This is a genomic window from Streptomyces flaveolus, assembly GCF_014648815.1.
Classification (GTDB): domain Bacteria; phylum Actinomycetota; class Actinomycetes; order Streptomycetales; family Streptomycetaceae; genus Streptomyces; species Streptomyces flaveolus.
The window spans coordinates 211811-232993 of record NZ_BMRV01000007.1; the positions used below are offsets into that span (position 1 = coordinate 211811).

General features: G+C 72.8%; 21 protein-coding genes. 11 read left to right on the forward strand and 10 right to left on the reverse strand.

What is annotated here, in order from left to right; all coding sequences use genetic code 11:
• Positions 1 to 58: 58 nt before the first annotated feature.
• Positions 59 to 955, forward strand: a complete 897-nt coding sequence (locus IEZ05_RS18690; protein ID WP_189231275.1) for an oxygenase MpaB family protein — start codon at positions 59 to 61, stop codon at positions 953 to 955.
• Here the strand turns inward: IEZ05_RS18690 and IEZ05_RS18695 are convergent.
• Positions 941 to 1465 carry a PadR family transcriptional regulator gene (locus IEZ05_RS18695; protein WP_189231276.1) on the reverse strand — a complete coding sequence of 175 codons (525 nt, stop codon included), beginning with the start codon at positions 1463 to 1465 and terminating at the stop codon, positions 941 to 943. The two genes, IEZ05_RS18690 and IEZ05_RS18695, sit on opposite strands and share 15 nt — an antisense overlap.
• 145 nt (positions 1466 to 1610) lie before the next feature.
• On the opposite strand from IEZ05_RS18695, the gene IEZ05_RS18700 reads away from it, so the two are divergent.
• Positions 1611 to 2366, forward strand: a complete 756-nt coding sequence (locus tag IEZ05_RS18700) for an alpha/beta fold hydrolase (protein WP_189231277.1) — start codon at positions 1611 to 1613, stop codon at positions 2364 to 2366.
• 4 nt (positions 2367 to 2370) lie between these two features.
• On the opposite strand, the gene IEZ05_RS18705 is transcribed toward IEZ05_RS18700, so the two are convergent.
• Complete coding sequence (locus IEZ05_RS18705; RefSeq protein WP_189231278.1) at positions 2371 to 2970, reverse strand: class I SAM-dependent methyltransferase; 600 nt, start codon at positions 2968 to 2970, stop codon at positions 2371 to 2373.
• A gap of 151 nt (positions 2971 to 3121) precedes the next feature.
• On the opposite strand from IEZ05_RS18705, the gene IEZ05_RS18710 reads away from it, so the two are divergent.
• The 5 genes from IEZ05_RS18710 (at position 3122) to IEZ05_RS18730 (ending at position 8208) form a co-directional block, all read left to right on the forward strand.
• Positions 3122 to 3895, forward strand: coding sequence for an MHYT domain-containing protein (locus IEZ05_RS18710; protein ID WP_189231279.1), 774 nt, complete (start codon positions 3122 to 3124; stop codon positions 3893 to 3895).
• Positions 3896 to 3961: 66 nt separating this feature from the next.
• A complete protein-coding gene (locus IEZ05_RS18715; protein WP_189231280.1) occupies positions 3962 to 6580 on the forward strand; it encodes a sensor histidine kinase in 2619 nt (872 codons plus the stop codon).
• Complete coding sequence (locus IEZ05_RS18720) at positions 6577 to 7014, forward strand: roadblock/LC7 domain-containing protein (RefSeq protein ID WP_189231281.1); 438 nt, start codon at positions 6577 to 6579, stop codon at positions 7012 to 7014. Before IEZ05_RS18715 ends, IEZ05_RS18720 begins: the two co-directional genes overlap by 4 nt.
• A gap of 22 nt (positions 7015 to 7036) precedes the next feature.
• Positions 7037 to 7450 (forward strand): DUF742 domain-containing protein, encoded by a 414-nt coding sequence (locus IEZ05_RS18725; RefSeq protein WP_189231282.1) that lies wholly within the window; start codon positions 7037 to 7039, stop codon positions 7448 to 7450.
• Positions 7451 to 7602: 152 nt separating this feature from the next.
• Positions 7603 to 8208 carry a GTP-binding protein gene (locus IEZ05_RS18730; RefSeq protein ID WP_189231283.1) on the forward strand — a complete coding sequence of 202 codons (606 nt, stop codon included), beginning with the start codon at positions 7603 to 7605 and terminating at the stop codon, positions 8206 to 8208.
• Between the two features lie 63 nt (positions 8209 to 8271).
• Here the strand turns inward: IEZ05_RS18730 and IEZ05_RS18735 are convergent, their stop codons facing one another.
• Positions 8272 to 8700, reverse strand: coding sequence for a PPOX class F420-dependent oxidoreductase (locus IEZ05_RS18735; RefSeq protein WP_189231284.1), 429 nt, complete (start codon positions 8698 to 8700; stop codon positions 8272 to 8274).
• 106 nt (positions 8701 to 8806) lie between these two features.
• Here IEZ05_RS18735 and IEZ05_RS18740 point away from each other — a divergent pair, with 106 nt between their 5' ends.
• Positions 8807 to 9220: a roadblock/LC7 domain-containing protein gene (locus IEZ05_RS18740; protein ID WP_189231285.1), complete on the forward strand. Its 414-nt coding sequence runs from the start codon at positions 8807 to 8809 to the stop codon at positions 9218 to 9220.
• A gap of 127 nt (positions 9221 to 9347) precedes the next feature.
• Positions 9348 to 10367 (forward strand): DUF6397 family protein, encoded by a 1020-nt coding sequence (locus IEZ05_RS18745; protein ID WP_189231286.1) that lies wholly within the window; start codon positions 9348 to 9350, stop codon positions 10365 to 10367.
• Position 10368: 1 nt separating this feature from the next.
• On the opposite strand, the gene IEZ05_RS18750 is transcribed toward IEZ05_RS18745, so the two are convergent.
• Positions 10369 to 11235: an acyl-CoA thioesterase gene (locus IEZ05_RS18750; RefSeq protein ID WP_189231287.1), complete on the reverse strand. Its 867-nt coding sequence runs from the start codon at positions 11233 to 11235 to the stop codon at positions 10369 to 10371.
• Between the two features lie 19 nt (positions 11236 to 11254).
• Positions 11255 to 13768, reverse strand: a complete 2514-nt coding sequence (locus IEZ05_RS18755) for a DEAD/DEAH box helicase (RefSeq protein WP_189231288.1) — start codon at positions 13766 to 13768, stop codon at positions 11255 to 11257.
• A 157-nt stretch (positions 13769 to 13925) separates the two neighbouring features.
• Here IEZ05_RS18755 and IEZ05_RS18760 point away from each other — a divergent pair, with 157 nt between their 5' ends.
• Positions 13926 to 14720, forward strand: coding sequence for a metal-dependent hydrolase (locus IEZ05_RS18760; protein ID WP_189231289.1), 795 nt, complete (start codon positions 13926 to 13928; stop codon positions 14718 to 14720).
• A gap of 119 nt (positions 14721 to 14839) precedes the next feature.
• On the opposite strand, the gene IEZ05_RS18765 is transcribed toward IEZ05_RS18760, so the two are convergent.
• From IEZ05_RS18765 to IEZ05_RS18780, 4 genes are all read right to left on the reverse strand, one after another.
• Complete coding sequence (locus IEZ05_RS18765; protein WP_189231290.1) at positions 14840 to 15115, reverse strand: type B 50S ribosomal protein L31; 276 nt, start codon at positions 15113 to 15115, stop codon at positions 14840 to 14842.
• Between the two features lie 63 nt (positions 15116 to 15178).
• Complete coding sequence (locus tag IEZ05_RS18770) at positions 15179 to 15649, reverse strand: DUF5709 domain-containing protein (RefSeq protein WP_189231291.1); 471 nt, start codon at positions 15647 to 15649, stop codon at positions 15179 to 15181.
• Between the two features lie 378 nt (positions 15650 to 16027).
• The gene (locus IEZ05_RS18775; RefSeq protein ID WP_189231292.1) at positions 16028 to 17809 is read right to left on the reverse strand and encodes an ABC transporter ATP-binding protein; all 1782 of its coding nucleotides are present in this window, start codon (positions 17807 to 17809) and stop codon (positions 16028 to 16030) included.
• Positions 17806 to 19680, reverse strand: a complete 1875-nt coding sequence (locus tag IEZ05_RS18780) for an ABC transporter transmembrane domain-containing protein (RefSeq protein WP_189231293.1) — start codon at positions 19678 to 19680, stop codon at positions 17806 to 17808. The genes IEZ05_RS18775 and IEZ05_RS18780 overlap by 4 nt, the downstream gene beginning before the upstream one ends.
• A 215-nt stretch (positions 19681 to 19895) precedes the next feature.
• Between IEZ05_RS18780 and IEZ05_RS18785 the strand changes: the two genes are divergently transcribed.
• Entirely contained in the window at positions 19896 to 20654 is a 759-nt protein-coding gene (locus tag IEZ05_RS18785; RefSeq protein ID WP_189231294.1) for a hypothetical protein, read from the forward strand.
• A 23-nt stretch (positions 20655 to 20677) separates the two neighbouring features.
• On the opposite strand, the gene IEZ05_RS18790 is transcribed toward IEZ05_RS18785, so the two are convergent.
• On the reverse strand, positions 20678 to 21151 hold the full coding sequence (locus IEZ05_RS18790) for a MarR family winged helix-turn-helix transcriptional regulator (RefSeq protein ID WP_189231295.1): 474 nt from the start codon (positions 21149 to 21151) through the stop codon (positions 20678 to 20680).
• Between the last annotated feature and the right edge of the window lie 32 nt (positions 21152 to 21183).

Below are 21183 nucleotides of genomic sequence, written 5' to 3' on the forward strand. Positions count from 1 at the left end.
GCATCTCCTGCTGCTCAACGTAGAGTTGAAGCCTCGACGGCAGAAGGGGACGGCCACCGTGAAGCGCTTCGAACGGCTCGAGGAGATCCGGCGGATGGACCCGTACCGGGAGGCTTCGGAGATCTATCGGCTCTCCTCCGCCTACGAGTTCCCCTGGGACTTCACCCGCGCGCTCGAACTCGCCCTCTACCGCACCTACGCCGTGCCGAGCATCGGCCGACTGCTGGCCGAGACGGCGGAGCTCACGGACCGCCCCCAGAAGCGCTACGACGACACCGTGCTGCTCCTCGACGCCGTCGTCGAGCACGGCTTCGGGAGCCAAGAGGGGCGCACGGCGATCCGCCGCATCAACCAGATGCACCGCAGCTACGACATCAGCGACGACGACATGCGGTACGTCCTGTGCACCTTCGTCGTGATGCCCAAACGCTGGATCGACGCCTACGGGTGGCGCAGGATGTCCGGCCACGAGACCGTCGCCTGCGCCGTCCACTACCGCACCCTGGGGCGGCACATGGGCATCAAGGACATCCCGGAGACCTACGAGGAGTTCGAGGCCTGCCTCGACGCCTACGAGCGGGAGCACTTCGCATGGGACGAGGGCGCTCGCCGGGTCTCCGACGCCACGCTCGATCTCATGACCTCCTGGTACCCGCGTCCTCTCGCGCCCCTCCTGCGCACCGGCACGCTCGCCCTGCTCGACGAGCCCCTCCTGCGGGCCTTCCGCTACACCCCGCCGACTCCCGCCACCCGCGCGATCGTGCGCCGCGCGGTACGGCTGCGGGGGCGCGCGGTCCGCCTCATGCCGCCGCGCCGTGTCCCGCACCACGCCCGGCAGAACTGGGAGATCAAGGGCTATCCGAACGGCTACCGGCTGGCGGACCTGGGCACCCGCCCGGTCCCCGGCGTGGCGGGCTGCCCCGTGCGCCACATCGACACGTCAGCCGTCGAGTGAGCCGATCGTCTCCCGCAGCCAGCTGAGTTCGGCACGCGAGGTGGCCCGCGCGATGGTCAGCACACCGCGACGGAAGGGATCGTCCAGCTCCTCCGCGCGCAGCGGCCGGTCGCCGTCGTAGAAGAAGCTCGCGGGTTCCTCCAGGAAGGACAGCCGGCGGCGCAGTACGGCCGCCTGGGCGGCGGTGTCGTCCAGGTGCCGGAGGAAGGCGAGCACCGTGAACCAGCGGTTCTCGTCGGTGATGTCGCGCGGCGCGGGCTCGGCGAGCCGACGGCGCAGTTCACGCCGGCCCTCCTCGGTGAGCGTCAGGACGTGACGTGGGGCGGCGACCGAGCCGGGCTGCGTGGTGCGCGCGAGCAGCCCCGCCTTCTCCAGACGTTTGATCGCGGGATAGAGCGTGCTCTCGGCGACGGGGCGCACGTGACCGGTCAGCGCGCTGATGCGCTTGCGCAGTTCGTAGCCGTGCAGTGGGGCGTCGTAGAGGAAACCGAGGATGGCGAGCTCGAGCATGCCCGCATTCTCGCGCATGTCCGCTGTACATCGGCCACTCATTACTTCGATCCATGGGTACCCCTCTCTTCATATACATCGGTCACGATGTATTGTCCTGGGTGTGCGTGGGCCGCCGTGGTCCGCCCGGCGAAGGGGAGACGGGATGAGGGAGACCGAGTTCGACGACAGGGGAAGCCGCGTCCGCTGGACGGAGACACCGGGGGCGGAACCGGCGCGGGTGTACGTGCACGGGCTCGGGGCGATGTCGGCCGTCTACCACGCGCACATCGCGTCCCGTCCCGAACTCGCGGGCCGGCGCAGCCTCTTCGTCGACCTGCCCGGCCACGGCATCAGCGACCGGCCCCAGGACTTCGGCTACACCCTCGACGACCACGCCGGCGCACTCGCCGCGGTGCTGGACGCGGCGGGTGTGAACGGCGCCGAACTGATCGCGCACAGCATGGGCGGCTCCGTAGCCATAGTCCTGGCCCACCGGCGGCCCGACCTGGTCTCCCGCCTCGTCCTCACCGAGGCCAACCTCGACGCCTCCCCGCCACCGACCGCCGGCAGCAGCGGCATCGCCGCCCACGAGGAGGACGACTTCGTGAACGGCGCCCACGCGCGCGTGCTCGAAGGCGTCGGCCCCCAGTGGGCGGCGACGATGCGACTGGCCGACCCGCGCGCCCTGCACCGCTCCGCCGTCGGTCTGCGGCGCGGCTCGGAACCCGTGATGCGCACCCTGCTCGAAGGGCTGGACGTCGACCGCGTGTACCTGCAGGGCGAACTCAGCGGTGAACTGGCGGGCTACCAGGACCTGGAGGCGGCGGGCGTGCGTGTGGTGACCGTGCCGGGCGCCGGGCACAACGTCATGTTCGACAACCCGGAGGCGTTCGCGGCGGCCGTCGCGGGACGGGCCTGAGCGGTCAGTCCTCGCGGACGGCCAGGGCGAGGAACCGGGCGTCCTCGTCGGCGTACGACGTCATGCGCCACCCGGAACCCCCCAGCAGCGGCCGGAGGTTGGGCTCGGCGCGCAGGTCGTCCGGGGTGATCCGCCGCCCCTGCCGTGCCGCGAGCGCCGCCCTGCCGATCGGGTGGAACAGCGCCAGCACACCGCCGGGGCGCACGACCCGCGCCAGCTCCGCCAGGTTGCCCGCCGGATCGGGCAGGTGGGCGATCAGCCCCGCCGCGAACACGGCGTCGAGGGAGCGCGGACGCAGCGGCAGGGCGGCCACGTCGGCCAGCAGCAACCGTCCGTCCCGGTCCCGACCGGCCCGTACGGCCGCCTCGAGCATGGCCGGGGTCAGGTCGGCGCCGACGACCACTCCCGACGGGCCCACGGCCGCCCGGAGCGCCGGCAGGGCCCGTCCGGTGCCGCAGCCCGCGTCGAGGACCCGGTCCCCCTCGCGCAGACCCAGCTCGGCTACGGCGGCCGCGTAGGCGGGGCCGTCGTCGGGGAACCGGCTGTCCCAGCCGGCGGCGCGGGCCGCGAAGAACTCCTGGACGTGTGTGTGGTCGTCGCTCATGTCGGCATGATCCCCCAACCGGCACCGAGGGTGCCGCGGCGCACACGTTCGAGCGTGACGCGATCGTTCCCCAACCTCTCTGTGTCATATCCCAACAGGTTTCGAACGCGCCCCCGTTGTGCGCCCCCGGCAGGACTAGCGTCCCGGGGCCATGGGACACCTGGACCACGCCGCCCTGGGCTGGCTGACACCCGCGCTGTCGTACGCGATGGCCTGCACCGGCGCCGCCCTCGGACTGCGCTGCACCGTGCGCGCCCTCGGCGCCACCGGGCGCTCGCGCCGCAACTGGCTCCTCACCGCGGCCACGGCGATCGGCACCGGCATCTGGACGATGCACTTCGTCGCCATGCTCGGCTTCCAGGTCGGCGGCACCGACATCCGCTACGACGTGCCGCTCACCCTCACGAGCCTGCTCGTCGCCATGCTCGTCGTCTGCGCCGGCGTCTTCGCGGTGGGGTACAGCCGCGACCGCGGACGAGCTCTCCTGCTCGGCGGCCTCACCACGGGGCTCGGCGTCGCGAGCATGCACTACCTCGGCATGGCGGCCGTACGCCTGCACGGCGACGTGAGCTACGACCCGACGCGGGTCGCCCTCTCCGTCGTGATCGCCGTCGTCGCGGCCACGGCGGCGCTGTGGGCCGCGCTCAACATCAGGTCGCCCCTCGCGGTCACCCTCGCCTCCCTGCTCATGGGAGCGGCGGTGAGCAGCATGCACTACACCGGGATGTTCGCTGTGAGCGTGCGTGTCACACCGTCCGGCGAGGCCCTGCCCGGGGCCACGGCGATGCAGTTCATCTTCCCCCTCGCCGTCGGCCTCGGGTCCTACCTGTTCCTGACCTCGGCCTTCGTCGCGCTGTCACCGACCGCGGGGGAGCGCGAGGCGTCCGCTTCGGCTCAGCAGCCCCTCCACAGCCCCGCACGGTAGCGGGGTCCCGCTCACCGGCGGCCCGGAGACGGGGCCCGCACCGAACCAGTCAGAAGCGAGGAGGCCATGCGCACACCCCGTACGACCCCCGCGACCGGCGCCGAGGCGCCACCGTCGCCGCCCGTGCGCGGCCGTCGCGCGCACGCCGGGCCACCGGCCGACGAGAGCCCGGCGGAGCCCGCGGGTCAGGCACCGGACCCGGCCCCCACGCGCCCGTGGCGCAGGCGCATACGCCCGCGCACCGTGCGCGCCAAGATCGTCTGTCTGCTGATGGTGCCCGTGGTCTCCCTCCTGGCCCTGTGGGCGTACGCCACCGTCACCACCGCCCAGGACGTCTCCCGGCTGCGCCAGGTCCAGCGGGTGGACGCCCAGGTCCGGGCCCCGGTGAGCGCCGCCGTCGCCGCGTTGCAGGCGGAGCGGACGGCGGCCGTACGCCGCGCCACCGACCCGTCGGCGGTGCCGGCCGGCGACTACGAGGAGCTGTCCGCACGCACCGACCGGGCCGTCGCGAAGCTGCGACTCGGCGAACACAGCACCGTCGCCGACAGCGGGGAACTGCCCGCCGGAGTGGCCCGGCGGCTCGAGGCGTTCGTCACCGGTGCCGAGGAACTGGGCCCGCTGCGCAGTGCCGTGCTCGAGCGCCGCGCGGACTGGGCGGAGACCTACCAGCGGTACACGACGGCCATCTCGGCGGCCTTCGGGGTGGGCGGTGCGCTGAGCGGTGTCCAGGACGCGGATCTCGGCTCCGACGCGCGCGTGCTGGTCGAGTTCGCCCGCGCGGGCGAGGCGCTCGCCCAGGAGGACGCCGTACTCGCCGGTGCCCGGCTCGCCGGCGGCCTCGACGGCGAGCGACTGCGGCTGTTCACCGGTGCCGTCGGCGCCCGCCGTGCCCTCACCGAGTCCGCCGTCGCCGATCTGCGCGGCCCGGACCGCGCCGCCTGGCTGGAACTCGCCGGCGGCACCGCCTACACGACGATGGGCGCCGCCGAGGACAGGCTGCTGGACGGCGGCGCGGACGACCGGCCGGTCGAGGCCGCGGCACCCCGCAGTGCCTGGGACACGGCCCACGCGCGGGTGCGGGACGGCATGCGGACCATCGAAGGGGACGCCGGGCGAAGAGTCGCCGACCGGGCCGACCCGTTCACCCGCGGTGTGCTCACTCCGGCAGGGGCCGCCGTCCTCTTCGGTCTTCTCGCCGTCGCCGCGTCCCTGGTCATCTCCGTCCGCATCGGCCGCGGCCTCGTGGTCGAGCTGGTGAGCCTGCGCAACAGCGCCCTGGAGATCGCCCGGCACAAACTTCCCGAGGCCATGCGCCGGCTGCGCACGGGCGAGGAGATCGACATCCGCGCCGAGGCCCCGCCGGGGGCACCCGCCGAGGACGAGGCCGGGCAGGTCGCCGAGGCCCTGGGCACCGTGCACCGCGCCGCACTGCGGGCCGCCGTCGAGCGCGCCGAACTCGCCAGCGGCATCTCCGGGGTCTTCGTCAACCTCGCCCGCCGCAGCCAGATCCTCGTCCACCGCCAGCTGAGCCTCCTCGACAGCATGGAACGCCGCTCCGACGACCCGAACGAACTGAGCGACCTGTTCCGCCTCGACCACCTCACCACCCGGATGCGCCGCCACGCCGAAAGCCTGATCATCCTCTCCGGAGCGGCCCCCGGACGCGCCTGGCGCATGCCGGTCCCGCTGACCGACGTCGTCCGTGCGGCGGTCTCCGAGGTCGAGGACTACGCGCGCGTGGAGGTACGGCGACTGCCCGAGGCGTCCGTCGTCGGCGCCGCCGTCGCCGACCTCACGCACCTCGTCGCCGAGCTCATCGAGAACGCCGCGCAGTTCTCGCCGCCCCACACGCGCGTGAGCGTCACCGGCGAGCCCGTCGGCAACGGCTACGCGCTCGAGGTGGAGGACCGCGGGCTCGGCATGGGCCAGGAGGCCCTCGCGGAGGCCAACCGCCGCATCGCCCAGTCCGAGGCACTCGACCTGTTCGACAGCGACCGGCTCGGCCTGTTCGTGGTCAGCCGGCTCGCGTCCCGGCACGGCATCAAGGTCCATCTGAGGACGTCGCCCTACGGCGGCACCACCGCTGTCGTCCTCCTGCCCACCGCCCTGCTGCACAGCGGAGCGGCGGAACGTTCCCCCGAGGACGCCCGTCCGCTCCAGGCGCAGCCACGGCTGTCTCCCGAAGCCGCACCCAAGGAAGCGGCACACGCGGAAGCCGAGACAGCGGGGAAGCCGGAGGAGCGCAGGTACGCGCGTGTGCCCGCCGACATCCCGCGCCAGGAGCCCGTGGCCGCACCGGCCGACCGGCCCCCGCTGGTGGCGCCCGTACCCGCCGCGGCGCAGACCACGACCACAAGCCGGCCCCCAGGAGCGCCTGCCTTGCGTCTGCACCCGTCCACCGGCCGCTCCTCCGACCGATCCCCCGGCCGAGCCGCGGAGTCCGACGGCCTCCCCCGCCGCGTACGCCAGGCCAGCCTCGCACCCCAACTGCGCAACGGGCGGCCGGAAGAACCCGCCCAGCCCGTCCCACCGCACGACCCCGACGAGCGTACCCCCGAGCGCGTACGCGACCGCATGGCGGCATACCGCGACGGCTGGACGCGCGGCGGTGGCAGGCAACCCGGTCGCGGAGCCCCGCCCGGCGCGACGGCCGTCCGCGACACCAGCGAAGGAGACCCCGCATGATCCAGGACCCCCGCACGACACCCGACCGGCGGACGGGCGAACTCGACTGGCTGCTGGACGACATGGTCGTGCGCGTGAGCGAAGTGCGGCACGCCGTCGTGCTGTCGAACGACGGGCTCGCCGTGGGTGCGTCGACCGGCCTCGGCCGCGAGGACGCCGAGCACCTGGCCGCCGTCTCCTCCGGTTTCCACAGCCTCGCCAAGGGCGCGGGCCGGCACTTCGGCGCCGGGGGCGTGCGCCAGACCATGGTGGAGATGGACGACGCCTTCCTGTTCGTCGCCGCCGCGGGGGACGGCTCCTGCCTGGCCGTCCTCACCGCCGTGACCGCGGACATCGGCCTGGTCGCGTACGAGATGGCACGGCTGGTCAGACGTGTCGGCGAGCACCTTTACACGCCCCCACGCGCAGCGGCCCGGCCGCCCGCCGCGGGATGACGCGGGAGGGCGGTCCGCGCAGATGACCGACGACATCACGGGCGGCGCCCCCGACCGGCCGGGCGGCCAGTGGTACGACAACGAGGCCGGACCTCTGGTCCGCCCCTACGCGATGACGGGCGGCCGCACCCACCCGGGCCCCACCGGAGTGCGGTTCGACCTGATTGCCCTCGTCACCCTGGACCCGAGCGCACCCGAAGCCGACCACACCGCGCTCGGACCCGAACACCGCGCCCTGATCGAGCTGTGCCGCACGGAGACGCAGTCGGTCGCCGAGCTCGCGGCCGACGCGGATCTGCCCGTGGGCGTCGTCCGGGTGCTCCTCGGCGACCTGGTCGAACTGGGCTCCGTGACCGTCAGCCGTCCCGTGCCGCCCGCGCAGCTTCCCGACGAACGCATCCTGCGCGAGGTGATCAACGGGTTGCGCGCCCTGTAGAGACCGCTCCGACAGAGAAGAAGAGGCCGCAGGCCATGCCGGCGAAGAACCACGACGACTCGCCCATCCGTAACGGCCGCTCGCGCACGCCGAGGCCGCCGCACACGCCCCCGGCCGTCGGCCGTCGTCCGCACACACGAGAGAAGTGATCGATGGTCTCCGAACACCCCGACGCCGCCGGCGGCGACACGACCGCGCTGGCGCTGAAGATCCTCGTCGCCGGAGGATTCGGCGTGGGCAAGACCACCCTGGTGGGCGCGGTCAGCGAGATCAGACCGCTGCGCACGGAGGAACTGCTCTCGCAGGCCGGCCAAGGAGTGGACGACACCGGCGGCATCGACCAGAAGGTCACCACGACCGTCGCCATGGACTTCGGACGCATCACCATCCGGTCCGGGCTCTCCCTCTACCTCTTCGGCACCCCGGGCCAGGACCGCTTCTGGTTCCTGTGGGACGAACTCGCCCAGGGCGCCCTCGGCGCGGTCGTCCTCGCGGACACCCGGCGCCTGGAGGACTGTTTTCCGGCGGTGGACTACTTCGAGCACCGGCACATCCCGTTCGTGGTGGCCGTCAACTGCTTCTCGGGTGCTCGCCGCCACGGCGCCGAGGACGTCCTGCGCGCTCTCGACCTCGACGCCGGGACGCCCGTGGTGCTGTGCGACGCGCGGGAACGCGACTCGGGAAAGGAGGTGCTGATCCGGCTGGTCGAGTACGCCGGGCGGGTGCACACCGCCCGGCTGCTCGACTCGGTGCGGTGACCGGCTCACCGCCCCCGGCGGCAACCGCGCTCCGGGCGCCGGCGCACCGCCCGCGGAGCGGGCTCAGCCCGCCACGGCCTTCTGCGCCACGACCTTGTCGACGGTGACGCGGACCAGAAGCTCGCCCGGGACGCCGTTGCGGGCCCCGAACTCCTCGGCGCGGTCCTCGCCCATGTACCGGGCTCCGATCCGCGCGGCCCAGTGCCTCAGTTCGCCGAGGTCGTCCACGATCCTCGCGCGGCCCTGCAGCACCACGTAGTCGAAGGGCGGCCGGTCGTCGTCCACACACAGGGCCACCCGGCCGTCCCGGACCAGATTGCGTCCCTTCACGGTGTTCTCGCCGGTGTTGAACACCACCTCGTCCCCGTCCAGCAGGAACCAGATCGGCGCCACGTGCGGACTGCCGTCCGCGCGAACGGTGGAGAGCTTCGCCGTGCGGGTGCCGTGGGAGACGAACGCCCGCCACTCGTCATCGGTCATCTTCTGTGCCATGCACCAATCCTCCTTGCCCGCGGCACGGGTGTGGGGAAGGCTGGCGGGCAGATCCCCCGCGCAGGGGGAGACGACGCATACGGGGACAACACGGGGAGACCGGATCATGGCGCAGAAGCAGGGACTCGGCTGGCTGCTGGACGACCTGACCGAGCGAGTGGAACACGTACGGCACGCGCTGGTCCTGTCCAACGACGGGCTGGTGACCGGCGCGAGCACGGGACTGCGGCGGGAGGACGCCGAGCACCTCGCCGCCGTCTCGTCCGGACTCCACAGCCTGGCCAAGGGCTCGGGCCGGCACTTCGGCGCCGGGGGAGTACGGCAGACGATGGTCGAGTTCGACGACGCGGTGCTGTTCGTCACTGCGGCGGGCTCCGGCAGCTGTCTGTGCGTGCTCAGCGGCGCGGAGTCCGACATCGGGCAGATCGCGTACGAGATGACGCTGCTCGTCAACCGGGTCGGCGAACACCTCGACGTCGACGCGCGGCAGCCGGACCGCTTTCCGTCCATAGACCTCTGACCAGGTCTTTCGGGGCTCGCATCGGAGTTGTCCACAGGCTCGTCACGGGTGGCGCGGCAGCGGCTACGGTTCTGTGTCAGGCGGCCGGGGACGGCGTCGGCCGGCACACTCCACGGGGGAGACGAGCATGTCCGGAAAGACCATCACGCACCACAGCACGGCCACCGTCGAACGGATCACCACCGCCCGGGAGGGCACGGTCGCACCGAGCCGGGCGGCACGGGAACTCGGCCTGAGAAAAGACGAGTTCGACATCGCCGTGGACCTCGGCCGCATCCGCACCGTCCCCGACGACGGGGGAGGCGGACGGCGGGTGCCCCGTGCCGAGCTCCAGCGGGTCCGCACGGACGTGGGCTTTCCCGATGCCTTGCGGGAGCGCGTCCGGACAGTGGGAACGACGGACGGCGCGGCCCTTCTGGAGGTGACGAAGGCACGGTTCACCCGCCTCGCCCGGCTGGGGCTTCTGGTGCCGACGACGTTCTCCCTCAACCGCTACCGGGCCGTGGTCTGGAGGTATCTCGCCGACGACCTGCGGGAGTTCGCGGCGGACGAGCAGAACGCGGCGCTGCTGACGGGGCGCACACCGGAAGGCCTGCGGGACCAGCTGGCGGAGGGTCTCGACCTGCGCCCCCGCAACTGGCGGGGCCGGCACCTCGCATGGCTGCTCCGGCGGACGGAGGACCCGTGGGCCCGAGCGGCCGCCGTGGCCTCGCTGCTCGACCCGGTCGACGTCTCGGAGGTCGTCACGGACCCCTACGAACGCTCGCACCTGAGCCGGTTCCGCCCGGCCCGCCCGGTCCACGGCTCACCGGGCTCCCCGGCCGCGCAGATCGCCGAAGAAATCGTGACGGCGGCCGATCCTGACGAGATCGACCTGCTCAGGGCCGACCTGGCGCGCGCGGTGCGCCACGCGCGGGTACTCCGCGCGGCACCACGCCCTGCTGCACGGGCGCAGCACCAGGGTCCGGCACCGGCGCCGGCACCGCACGAGCATCGCCGGACACCGGCGGCGCACGGACACCGGCCCGCGCGCCCCGCCCTTCGGCCGGTACCCGACCCACCCGCTCCGGCACCGGCGCGGCACCGGGCCGAGGAGCCCGGACGGATCCGCGGCCTGCTCGGCCGGCTCCGGCGCAGAGGTTCGTGACCTACAGGGACCGGAACAGGCCCTCCTGGACGACGGACACCAGCAGGCGCCCCTCCACGTCGTAGATCCGCCCACGGGCCAGTCCCCGTCCGCCGGTCGCGATAGGGGATTCCTGGTCGTACAGGAACCACTCGTCGGCGCGGAACGGCCGGTGGAACCACATGGCGTGGTCCAGCGACGCCATGTCGAAGCCCCGCGGCCCCCACAGGGGTTCCACCGGGATGCGCACGGCGTCCAGGAGGGTCATGTCGCTGGCGTACGTCAGGGCGCAGGTGTGCACGAGCGGGTCGTCGCCGAGCGGCCCGACCGCGCGCATCCACACGGCGCTGCGCGGCTCGGCGTCCGCGACCTCGTCGGCGCTCCAGCGCAGCCGGTCGACATAGCGGATGTCGAAGGGCTGACGGCGGGCCATCCGCTCCAGCTGCTCCGGCAGCGTGCCCAGGTGGGACCGGATCTCGTCGGTGAGCGTCGGCAGGGACTCCGGGTCCGGGACCTTGCGGGCCGGCGGCAACTGGTGCTCGAAACTCCCCTGTTCAGGCTTGTGGAAGGAGGCGGTGAGCGTGAAGATCGTGCGGCCCTGCTGCACGGCGGTGACCCGGCGGGTCGTGAACGACCTTCCGTCCCGGTCCCGTTCGACCTGGTACACGATCGGCACGCCCGGGCGCCCGGGACGCAGGAAGTACGCGTGCAGCGAGTGCACCGGGCGGTCGCCCTCCGTGGTGCGCCCGGCGGCGACCAGCGCCTGGCCGGCGACCTGGCCGCCGAAGACCCGCTGCAGCGACTCGTCGGGGCTGCGGCCACGGAAGATGTTGACCTCGATCTGTTCCAGGTCGAGCAGGGCGACAAGGCTCTCTGCCGGGTTCGTCATCGGTGGGTCTCTCCTGTGCTCAGAGCTGGCCGACATCGGTGACACGGACGACCGCCCGGCCCTCGGCGTCCGAGGCCGCGAGATCGACCTCGGCGCTGATGCCCCAGTCGTGGTCGTCGTTCGGGTCGTCGAAGATCTGCCGCACGCGCCACAGGCCGTTCTTCGGTTCCTCCTCGATCACCAGCAGTTTGGGGCCGCGGGCGTCGGGGCCGGTGCCGAGGTCGTCGTACTCGTCCCAGTACTTGTCCATGGCCTCGCCCCACGCGTCGGCGTCCCAGCCGGCGTCGGCGTCCATCTCGCCCAGCTCCGCCACCTGGTCCAGAGCGGCGAGCTCGACCCGGCGGAACATGGCGTTGCGGACGAGGACGCGGAAGGCGCGCGCGTTGGCGGTGACCGGCCGTACCTGGTCGGCCTTCTCCTGGGCCTCCTCGGCGGTCATCACCTCGGGGTTGGCGAGCTGCTCCCACTCGTCCAGCAGGCTGGAGTCGACCTGGCGCACCATCTCGCCGAGCCACTCGATCAGGTCCTGGAGGTCGTCGGACTTCAGGTCGTCGGGGACGGTGTGGTCGAGGGCCTTGTAGGCGCTGGCGAGGTAGCGCAGCACGATGCCCTCGGTGCGGGCCAGCTCGTAGTGGGAGACCAGCTCCGTGAAGGTCAGCGCCCGCTCGTACATGTCACGGATGACCGACTTCGGCGACAGCGGATGGTCACCGACCCACGGGTGGCTCCTGCGGTACGTGTCGTACGCGTGGAAGAGCAGCTCCTCCAGCGGCTTCGGGTACGTGATGTCCTGGAGGCGCTCCATGCGCTCCTCGTACTCGACGCCGTCCGCCTTCATCGCGGCCACGGCCTCACCGCGCGCCTTGTTCTGCTGGGCGGCGAGAATCTGCCGCGGATCGTCCAGCGTGGACTCCACGACGGACACCATGTCCAGCGCGTACGACGGCGACTCGGGGTCCAGCAGCTCGAACGCGGCCAGCGCGAACGTGGACAGCGGCTGGTTCAGCGCGAAGTCCTGCTGGAGGTCGACCGTCAGGCGGACGATGCGGCCCTCGGCGTCGGGCTGGTCGAGTTTCTCGACGATGCCGCCGTCCAGCAGCGAGCGGTAGATGGCGATCGCCCGCCGGATGTGCCGCAGTTGCTGCTTGCGCGGCTCGTGGTTGTCCTCCAGCAGGTGCCGCATCGCGGCGAAGGCGTTGCCGGGGCGGGCGATCACCGACAGCAGCATCGTGTGCGTGACCCGGAAGCGGGAGTTCAGCGGCTCCGGCTCGGAGGCGATGAGCTTCTCGAACGTGCTCTCCGACCAGGCCACGAAGCCCTCGGGGGCCTTCTTGCGGACGACCTTGCGCCGCTTCTTCGGATCGTCACCGGCCTTGGCGAGCGCCTTCTCGTTCTCGATGACGTGCTCGGGCGCCTGGGCGACGACGAAGCCCTCGGTGTCGAACCCCGCGCGTCCGGCCCGGCCGGCGATCTGGTGGAACTCGCGGGCCCGCAGCGTGCGCACCCGGGTGCCGTCGTACTTGGTCAGCGCCGTGAACAACACGGTGCGGATGGGGACGTTGACGCCCACGCCGAGCGTGTCCGTCCCGCAGATCACCTTCAGCAGTCCGGCCTGCGCGAGCTTCTCCACCAGGCGCCGGTACTTGGGCAGCATGCCGGCGTGGTGCACGCCGATGCCGTGCCGGACGTAACGGGAGAGATTGCGGCCGAACTTCGTGGTGAAGCGGAAGGCGCCGATCAGCTCGGCGATCTTTTCCTTCTCCTCACGCGTGCACATGTTGATGCTCATCAGCGCCTGCGCGCGCTCCACGGCCTGCGCCTGCGTGAAGTGCACGATGTAGACGGGCGCCTGCCGGGCCTCCAGCAGGTCGGTGAGCGTCTCGGTGAGCGGCGTGTAGCGGTACTCGTAGGACAGCGGCACCGGGCGGGTGGCCGAGCGGACCACCGCCGTGGGGCGACCGGTGCGGCGCGCGAGGTCCTTCTCGAAGAACGAGACGTCACCGAGAGTGGCCGACATCAGGACGAACTGCGCCTGCGGCAGCTCCAGCAGCGGGATCTGCCAGGCCCAGCCGCGGTCCGGCTCCGCGTAGAAGTGGAACTCGTCCATCACGACCTGGCCGATGTCCGCGTGCTTGCCGTCGCGCAGCGCGATCGAGGCCAGCACCTCGGCGGTGCAGCAGATCACGGGGGCGTCGGCGTTCACCGAGGCGTCGCCGGTGAGCATGCCGACGTTCTCGGTGCCGAACAGCTTGCACAGCTCGAAGAACTTCTCCGACACCAGCGCCTTGATCGGAGCCGTGTAGAAGGTGACCTCGTCCCGGGCCAGGGCGGCGAAGTGAGCACCCGCCGCGATCATGCTCTTGCCGGAGCCGGTGGGCGTCGACACGATCACGTTGGCGCCGGAGACCACCTCGATCAGCGCCTCCTCCTGATGGGGGTAGAGCGTGAGACCGCGCTCCTGCGCCCACGACTCGAAGGCTTCGTACAGGGCATCGGGATCGGCGGTCGGCGGGAGCTGGTCGATGAGGGTCACGCCCCCATCTTGCCTGGCCTGGGCCGCGATGGGGGAATCGGATGCCGGAACGAAGATCACGACCGCTACGCTGGGTCGCCGACGGCGCATCAGCAGGGCCGGCAACGGACCCGGACAACTGGACAGCGGCAGACGAGGAATGGGGCGGGCAACGGCGATGATGGGACCAGCACACTCACTGTCGGGCGCCGCGGCCTGGCTCGGCGTCGGGGCGGCGACCGCCGCGGCCGGACACCCGATGCCCTGGCCGGTGCTGCTCGTCGGGGCCCTGATCTGCGCCGGCGCCGCCCTCGCCCCGGACCTCGACCACAAGGCGGCCACGATCTCCCGGGCCTTCGGACCGGTCTCCCGGTGGCTGTGCGAGATCGTCGACAAGCTGTCCTACGCCGTCTACAAGGCCACGAAGAAGCGGGGCGACCCGCGCCGCTCGGGCGGACACCGCACGCTCACGCACACCTGGCTGTGGGCCGTCCTGATCGGCGGCGGCGCCTCGGCGCTGGCCGTCACGGGTGGCCGTTGGGCGGTGCTCGCGCTCCTCTTCGTGCACATGGTGCTGGCCATCGAGGGCCTGCTGTGGCGGGCGACCCGCGGCTCCAGCGCCGACGTGCTGGTCTGGCTGCTCGCCGCGACGAGCGCGTGGATCCTCGCCGGGACACTGGACAAGCCGCAGGGCGGCTCGGACTGGCTGTTCACCGCGCCCGGCCAGGAGTACCTGTGGCTGGGTCTGCCCATCGTGCTGGGTGCGCTGGTGCACGACATCGGGGACGCGCTGACCGTCTCGGGCTGCCCGATCCTGTGGCCCATACCCGTCGGCCGCAAGCGCTGGTACCCCATCGGACCGCCGAAGGCCATGCGGTTCCGGGCGGGCAGCTGGGTGGAGCTGAGGGTGCTGATGCCCGCCTTCATGGTGCTCGGCGGAGTGGGCTGCGCGGCGGCGCTCAACTTCATCTGAGGCACCCGGCCGACGCCGGCCGTACCCGGCCCGGACGGGGCACGGGCTCCTCCCCGGGCGTGCGCTCCTCGGACCTGCGCCCCCTGGTCCGGCGCCCCCGGAGCGTGCGTCTCGGCCGCTCAGCCGGCCCCGCGGGTGCCGCCCTCCGCCTCGCCGCTCCCGTAGCGCCGCTCGAAGCGGGCGACGCGCCCCTCCGAGTCCACCGTCCGGGCCTTGCCCGTGTAGAAGGGGTGGCTCTCCGAGGAGATCTCCACGTCCACCACCGGGTAGGTCTCCCCGTCGTCCCACGCGATGGTCTCCTCGCTGGTCGCGGTGGACCGGGTGAGGAAGGCGTATCCGGCGGCGCGGTCGCGGAAGACGACGGGCCGGTAGTCGGGGTGCTTGTCCTGCTGCATGGCTGCTCCTCGTACGGCGCGGATCGTCGGGGCGGCGGCGCGGGAACGCCGCGGCGGGTGGTGTCAGCCGGGCAGGGAGTCCTCGTCGACGACGTGCATCGCGGCCTCCTCGGCGGATGCCGCCGCGCCGTCGATGCCCACGTCCCTGGCGACCAGCGCCGGCTCCTCGTCCTCGTGCGCTCCCTCGTCGGGTGCCACGAGCCGGCCGGAGCGGCCCGCACCGACCTCCTCGTCCAGCAGTTCGCCGTCGGTGCCCTCGGAGTCGCCCAGGCCGTCGCCGTCGGGGGCGGCAGGGTCCGGCTGCTCCTCGGCGAGCCGCTGCTCCAGCGTCTCGCCCCGGTGGCGTTCGGCGGCCGTCACACCGGTGTGCTCGACCGCCCAGGGGCGCTCGGGCGGGGACCAGCCCCGGTCGAGGGGATCGTCGACACCGTCGTGCTCGAGGGTGTCCTCACCGTCGAGCAGCCCGGTGTCCTCCCTCTGCTCGGAACCGTCGGGCTGGTAGACGTCATCTCCCCATCCGTCGGCGCTGTTCACGGGTACCTCCAGGGGGTGAGGGCCGTCCCCTTCTCACCGTGGACCGCGGCGGGCCGCCGCTGCACGGGGCACAGGCGTCACCCGTCGCCGAACCACGCGGTTCCCGGGTTTTCCCCGAGCCGGTGCCTCCTCCCAGCCTTCCACCCCCGTTCGGGACCGCGCAACGGCACGGAGCCCGGCCGGGGCGGCTCCTTCGGTGCCTACCCGGTGCCGGGCAGTGCAGCGACGCCAGGGGCGCGGGGAACTGCGCGACGCGCCAGGGACCACCCGCAGCCGCCGCCGACCGAGCCCCGCGGCCTTCCGCACCGCCCGCCCCGCACCGCCCGCCCCGCGGGGACCGGCATGCCCCCGTCCACATGGCCGAGCGGCGAGCGGCCGTCACCCGTGCCACGACCGCCAGAGCGCCGCGTAGGCACCGTCCGCCGCGACCAGCTCGTCGTGGCTGCCCAGCTCGCTGATCCTTCCGTTCTCCACGACGGCGATGACGTCCGCGTCGTGGGCGGTGTGCAGGCGGTGCGCGATCGCGACCACCGTGCGGCCTTCCAGGACACGGGCCAGGGACCGTTCGAGGTGGCGCGCGGCCCGCGGGTCCAAGAGGGACGTCGCCTCGTCCAGCACCAGGGTGTGCGGGTCGGCCAGCACCAGCCGGGCGAGCGCGATCTGCTGGGCCTGCGCCGGCGTGAGCGCGTACCCGCCAGAGCCGACCTCGGTGTCCAGGCCCTCGTCCAGCGCACGGGCCCAGTCGTCCGCGTCGACGGCGCCCAGCGCCGCCCACAGCTCGGCGTCGGTGGCACCGGTGCGGGCGAGACGGAGGTTGTCGCGCAGGGAGCCCACGAAGACGTGATGCTCCTGGTTGACCAGCGCGACGTGCGAGCGGACCCGCTCGGCGGACATCCTGGACAGTTCCGCGCCGCCCAGGGTGATGCTGCCGTCGCGGGGTCCGTAGATGCCGGCGAGCAGCCTGCCCAGCGTCGACTTGCCCGCACCCGAGGGGCCCACCAGGGCCAGCCGCGTACCCGGGGCGACCTCCAGCGACACCTTGCGCAGGACGTCCACGCCCTCCAGATAGCCGAAGTGCACCCGGTCGGCGTGCACGTGCCGTCCCTTCGGCGCCAGCGAGGCGTCACCGGCGTCCGGCTCGATGTCCCGCACACCCACCAGCCGGGCCAGCGACACCTGGGCCACCTGGAGCTCGTCGTACCAGCGCAGGATCAGCCCGACGGGGTCGACGAGCATCTGCGCGATCAGCGCGGCCGTGGTCAGCTGGCCGACGCCGATCCACCCCTGGAGGACGAACACACCGCCGATCAGCAGGACGGAGGCGAGCACGGTCACATGGGTGACGTTGATGACCGGGAAGAGCACCGAGCGCAGCCAGAGCGTGTAGCGCTCCCAGGCCGTCCACTCCGTGATCCGGCGCTCCGACAGCTCGATGCGGCGGGCTCCGAGGCGGTGGGCCTCGACGGTGCGCCCGGCGTCCACGGTCTCCGCGAGCGCGGCGGCCACGGCGGCGTACCCGGCGGCCTCCGAGCGGTAGGCGGAGGGAGCCCGGCGGAAGTACCAGCGGCAGCCGATCACGAGCAGCGGCACCGCGAGCAGTACCACCGGGGCGAGCGGCGGCGCGGTGACCACGAGTCCGCCGAGCAGCAGCACCACCCACACCAGGCCGATGGACAGCTGGGGCACGGCCTCGCGCATGGCGTTGGCGAGGCGGTCGATGTCCGTCGTGATCCGGGAGAGCAGATCGCCGGTGCCTGCCCGCTCCAGTACGCCCGGCGGCAGTCCGACCGACCGCACGAGGAAGTCCTCGCGCAGGTCGGCCAGCATCCGCTCGCCGAGCACGGCACCGCGCAGCCGCACCTCGCGTACGAACACGGCCTGGACGACGAGCGCCAGCAGGAACAGCGTGGCGGTGAGCCCCAGGTGCAGCTCGCGTGTGTCGTCCGAGACGCGTTCCACGAGCCCGCCCAGCAGGGTGGGGCCGGCCATGGAGGCGATCACGGCGAGCGTGTTGACGGCGACGAGCAGGAGGAACGCGCGACGGTGCCGGCGCAGGAGCTCGCCCGCGTAGGCGCGTACGGTCGCGGGTGCTCCGACGGGCAGGGTGCTCGCCGTCGTGGGGGCCGCCGGGTCGTACGACGGGGGCGCCACGCCGATCATGCCGTCTCCTCGATCTCTTCCAGTCGGTGCAGTACGTCGTCTCGGTGCAGTACGTCGTCGTCCAGCGGCTCGCCGAGGGAGCCGCCGTCGAGGTCCGGCGCGTTCTCGGCCTCGTGCCCGGTGCGCCGAGCGGTGGTCTCCTCGTCGGTCTCGCGGGTGACGACGGCCCGGTACCGGGGCTCGGTGTGGAGCAGGTTCCGGTGGACGCCGACCGCCGCCACCCGGTCGTCGTGCAGGAACACGATGCGTTCCGCGCGGTCCAGCAGCAGCGGTGACGAGGTGAACACCACCGTGGTGCGCCCCGCGCGCAGGGTCCGTACGCCCTCCGCGATCCGCGCCTCGGTGTGCGAGTCCACCGCGGAGGTCGGTTCGTCCAGGACGAGCACCTCCGGGTCAGTGATCAGGGACCGGGCCAGGGCGAGCCGCTGGCGCTGGCCGCCCGAGAGGGAGCGGCCCCGCTCGGTGATGCGGGCGTCCATCGGGTCGTCGGCGCCCAGCGACCCCTGTGCGAGCGCCGCCAGCACGTCCCCGCACTGGGCCGCGGCCAGCGCGTCCTCGGCGGCGACGGCGCCGGAGGCGGGCACGTCGAGCAGTTCCCGCAGCGTCCCGGAGAGCAGCACCGGGTCCTTGTCCTGGACCAGGACGGCCGTGCGCGCGGAGTCCAGCGGCAGCTCGTCGAGCGGCACCCCGCCCAGCAGGGCCGAGGCACCCTCCTCCGAGGGGTGACCGCCGAGACGTTCCGCGAGACGGCCGGCCGCGTCGGGGTCGCCGCACACCACGGCGGTGAGCAGGCCCTTCGGGGCGAGCAGACCGGTGGACGGGTCGTACAGGTCCCCGGCCGGCACCTCGGCGGCGCGCGACCCCGCGGTGTCCGTGGCCCGCTCCAGCGCCAGTACGCGTGCGGCCCGCTTGGCCGAGGGCCGGGAGAAGGAGTACGCCATGGCGATCTCCTCGAAGTGCCGCAGCGGATAGGTGAGGATCATGACGGAGCTGTAGACGGTGACGAGTTCGCCGACGCCGATGCGGCCCTCGCGGGCCAGGTGCACGCCGTGCCAGATCACCGCGATCAGCAGCAGTCCCGGCAGCAGCACCTGGATCGCGGAGATCAGGGACCACATCCGGGCGCTGCGGACGGCCGCGTGCCGCACCTCCTGGGAGGCGCCGCGGTAGCGGTCGAGGAAGAGCTCCTCGCCACCGATGCCGCGCAGCACCCGCAGTCCCGCGACGGTGTCCGAGGCCAGTTCGGTGGCGCGTCCGGCCTTTTCGCGCTGGACGTCGGCCCGCCGGGTGGCGCGGGGGAGCAGGGGCAGCACCGCGAGGGCCAGCACGGGCAGACCCGCCGCGACGACGACCCCGAGCGACGGTTCGTAGACGACCAGGCCGACGCAGACCAGCACGATGGTCACCGCCGCCGCGGTGAACCGGGACACGGCCTCCACGAACCAGCCGATCTTCTCGACGTCGCCCGTGGAGACGGCGACGACCTCGCCGGCCGCGACGCGGCGGGTCAGTGCCGAGCCCAGCATCGCGGTCTTGCGGGCCAGCAGTTGCTGGACGCGGGCCGCGGCGGTGATCCAGTTGGTGACCGCGGAGCGGTGCAGGAAGGTGTCGCCGAGGGCGTTGCCCACGCAGCACAGCGCCATGAGACCACCGGCGGCGGCGAGTCGGGCGCCGGAGCGGTCGACGACGGCCTGGACGGCGAGGCCGACGCAGAAGGGGAGGGCGGAGACGGAGGCGAAGTGCAGCAGGCCCCAGGCCAGCGACTTGAGTTGGCCACCCAGCTGGTTCCGGAACAGCCACCACAGAAAACGGGGGCCCGAACGCGCGTCGGGCACGCCCGGGTCGGGATACGGAAGGTCTTGGATCTGCATGACGTCCCAGAGGCTCGGGTCAGGGGGTGCCGCGCGACACGGCATCAAGAGGCTGCAAACCGTGAAAGGTTCGCGTCGCGGCATGCCCAAAATCAAGCGGTTTTCCGCGATGGGGTACGAATCCGGCTGCCGGGCGCCGGCGGTCCGGCGACCGGGCCGGTGCAACGACCCGGGCGGCCGGGAACGTTCCGCGCGGCGAGTGCGACGATGGACTGATGCGAAGCGGTGGAGCACGGCGTACGACGGTCACGATGGTGGCACTCGGTTCTCTTCTGGCGGCGCTGTCAGCCTGCGGCGGCGGACCGTCCGGGCACGGTGCGCAGGACGGTGCGACCCGGCCCGCCGGCGGCGCGGCCGACACGAGCGGCGCCCCGGCCGACACCGCGCGGATCCCGGATGTCGGCGACCGGTTGCAGCAGCGCATTCCCGCCGAGTCCCGTCAGGTCGTCGCGGTGTACGGCGAGGGCAGGGACTCCGCCGTGTCCACGGTCGTGCTGTACACGAAGCAGGGGTCCGTCTGGCACCGGACGCGCAGTTGGGCGGCGCACAACGGCCGGAAGGGGTGGACGACCGACCACCGCGAGGACGACAAGCGCAGTCCCGTGGGTGTCTTCACGCTCAGCGACGCGGGCGGCGTGCTCCCCGACCCGGACCCGGCCGCCGGCGCGGGACTGCCCTACACCCGGTCCTCCGCCTTCGCGGCGCCGCGCTCGTGGGGCGAGTCGTACTGGCACGACTTCGACTACGTCATCGCCATCGACTACAACCGGGTCAAGGGCACGTCGCCGAACGACCCGACCCGTCCCGAGGGCGCGTCCAAGGGCGGTTCGATCTGGCTGCACATGGACCACGGCAGCGGCACGTCAGCCTGCGTCAGCCTCCCCAAGGCGGGGATGGAGTACCTGCTGCGGACGCTGGACCCGGACCGGCATCCGGTGGTGGTGATGGGGGACCGGGCGGAGCTGAAGGCCTGACCGGTCCGGGCGCGGCGCAGCGCCTACGCCGCACCGGACCCGTGTCCGTTCCCGGGCTCCGTGTCGGGTCCGTCGACCAGCGTGTCCAGGAGTCCGCCCAGCACGGCGCGCTGCTCGTCCGTGAGCGGGGCGAGGATCTCCTCGGCGGCCAGCCGCCGTGCGCCGTGCACCTCCCGCAGGGTCGCGCGCCCGTCGTCCGTGAGCTCGATCCGGATGACCCGGCGATTGGCCGGATCAGGGGCGCGCCGCACCTTCCCGGCCGCCTCCAGCCCGTCGACCAGTGTCGTGACCGCCCGTGGTACGACCTCCAGCCGCTCGGCCAGATCGGCCATGCGCGGCGGCGAGCCGTAGTGCGCCAGCGTGCGCAGCAGCCGGGACTGGGCCGGTGTGATGCCGAGGTCGCGCCGTTCGAGATGGCGCTTCTGGATGCGGTGCACCCTGCGGGTGAGCCGCAGCAACTGCTCGGCGAGCGGGCCGTCGGGGTCGGGGGCGGTCATGCGGGAACAATAACAGGACGACGTTCATTGTG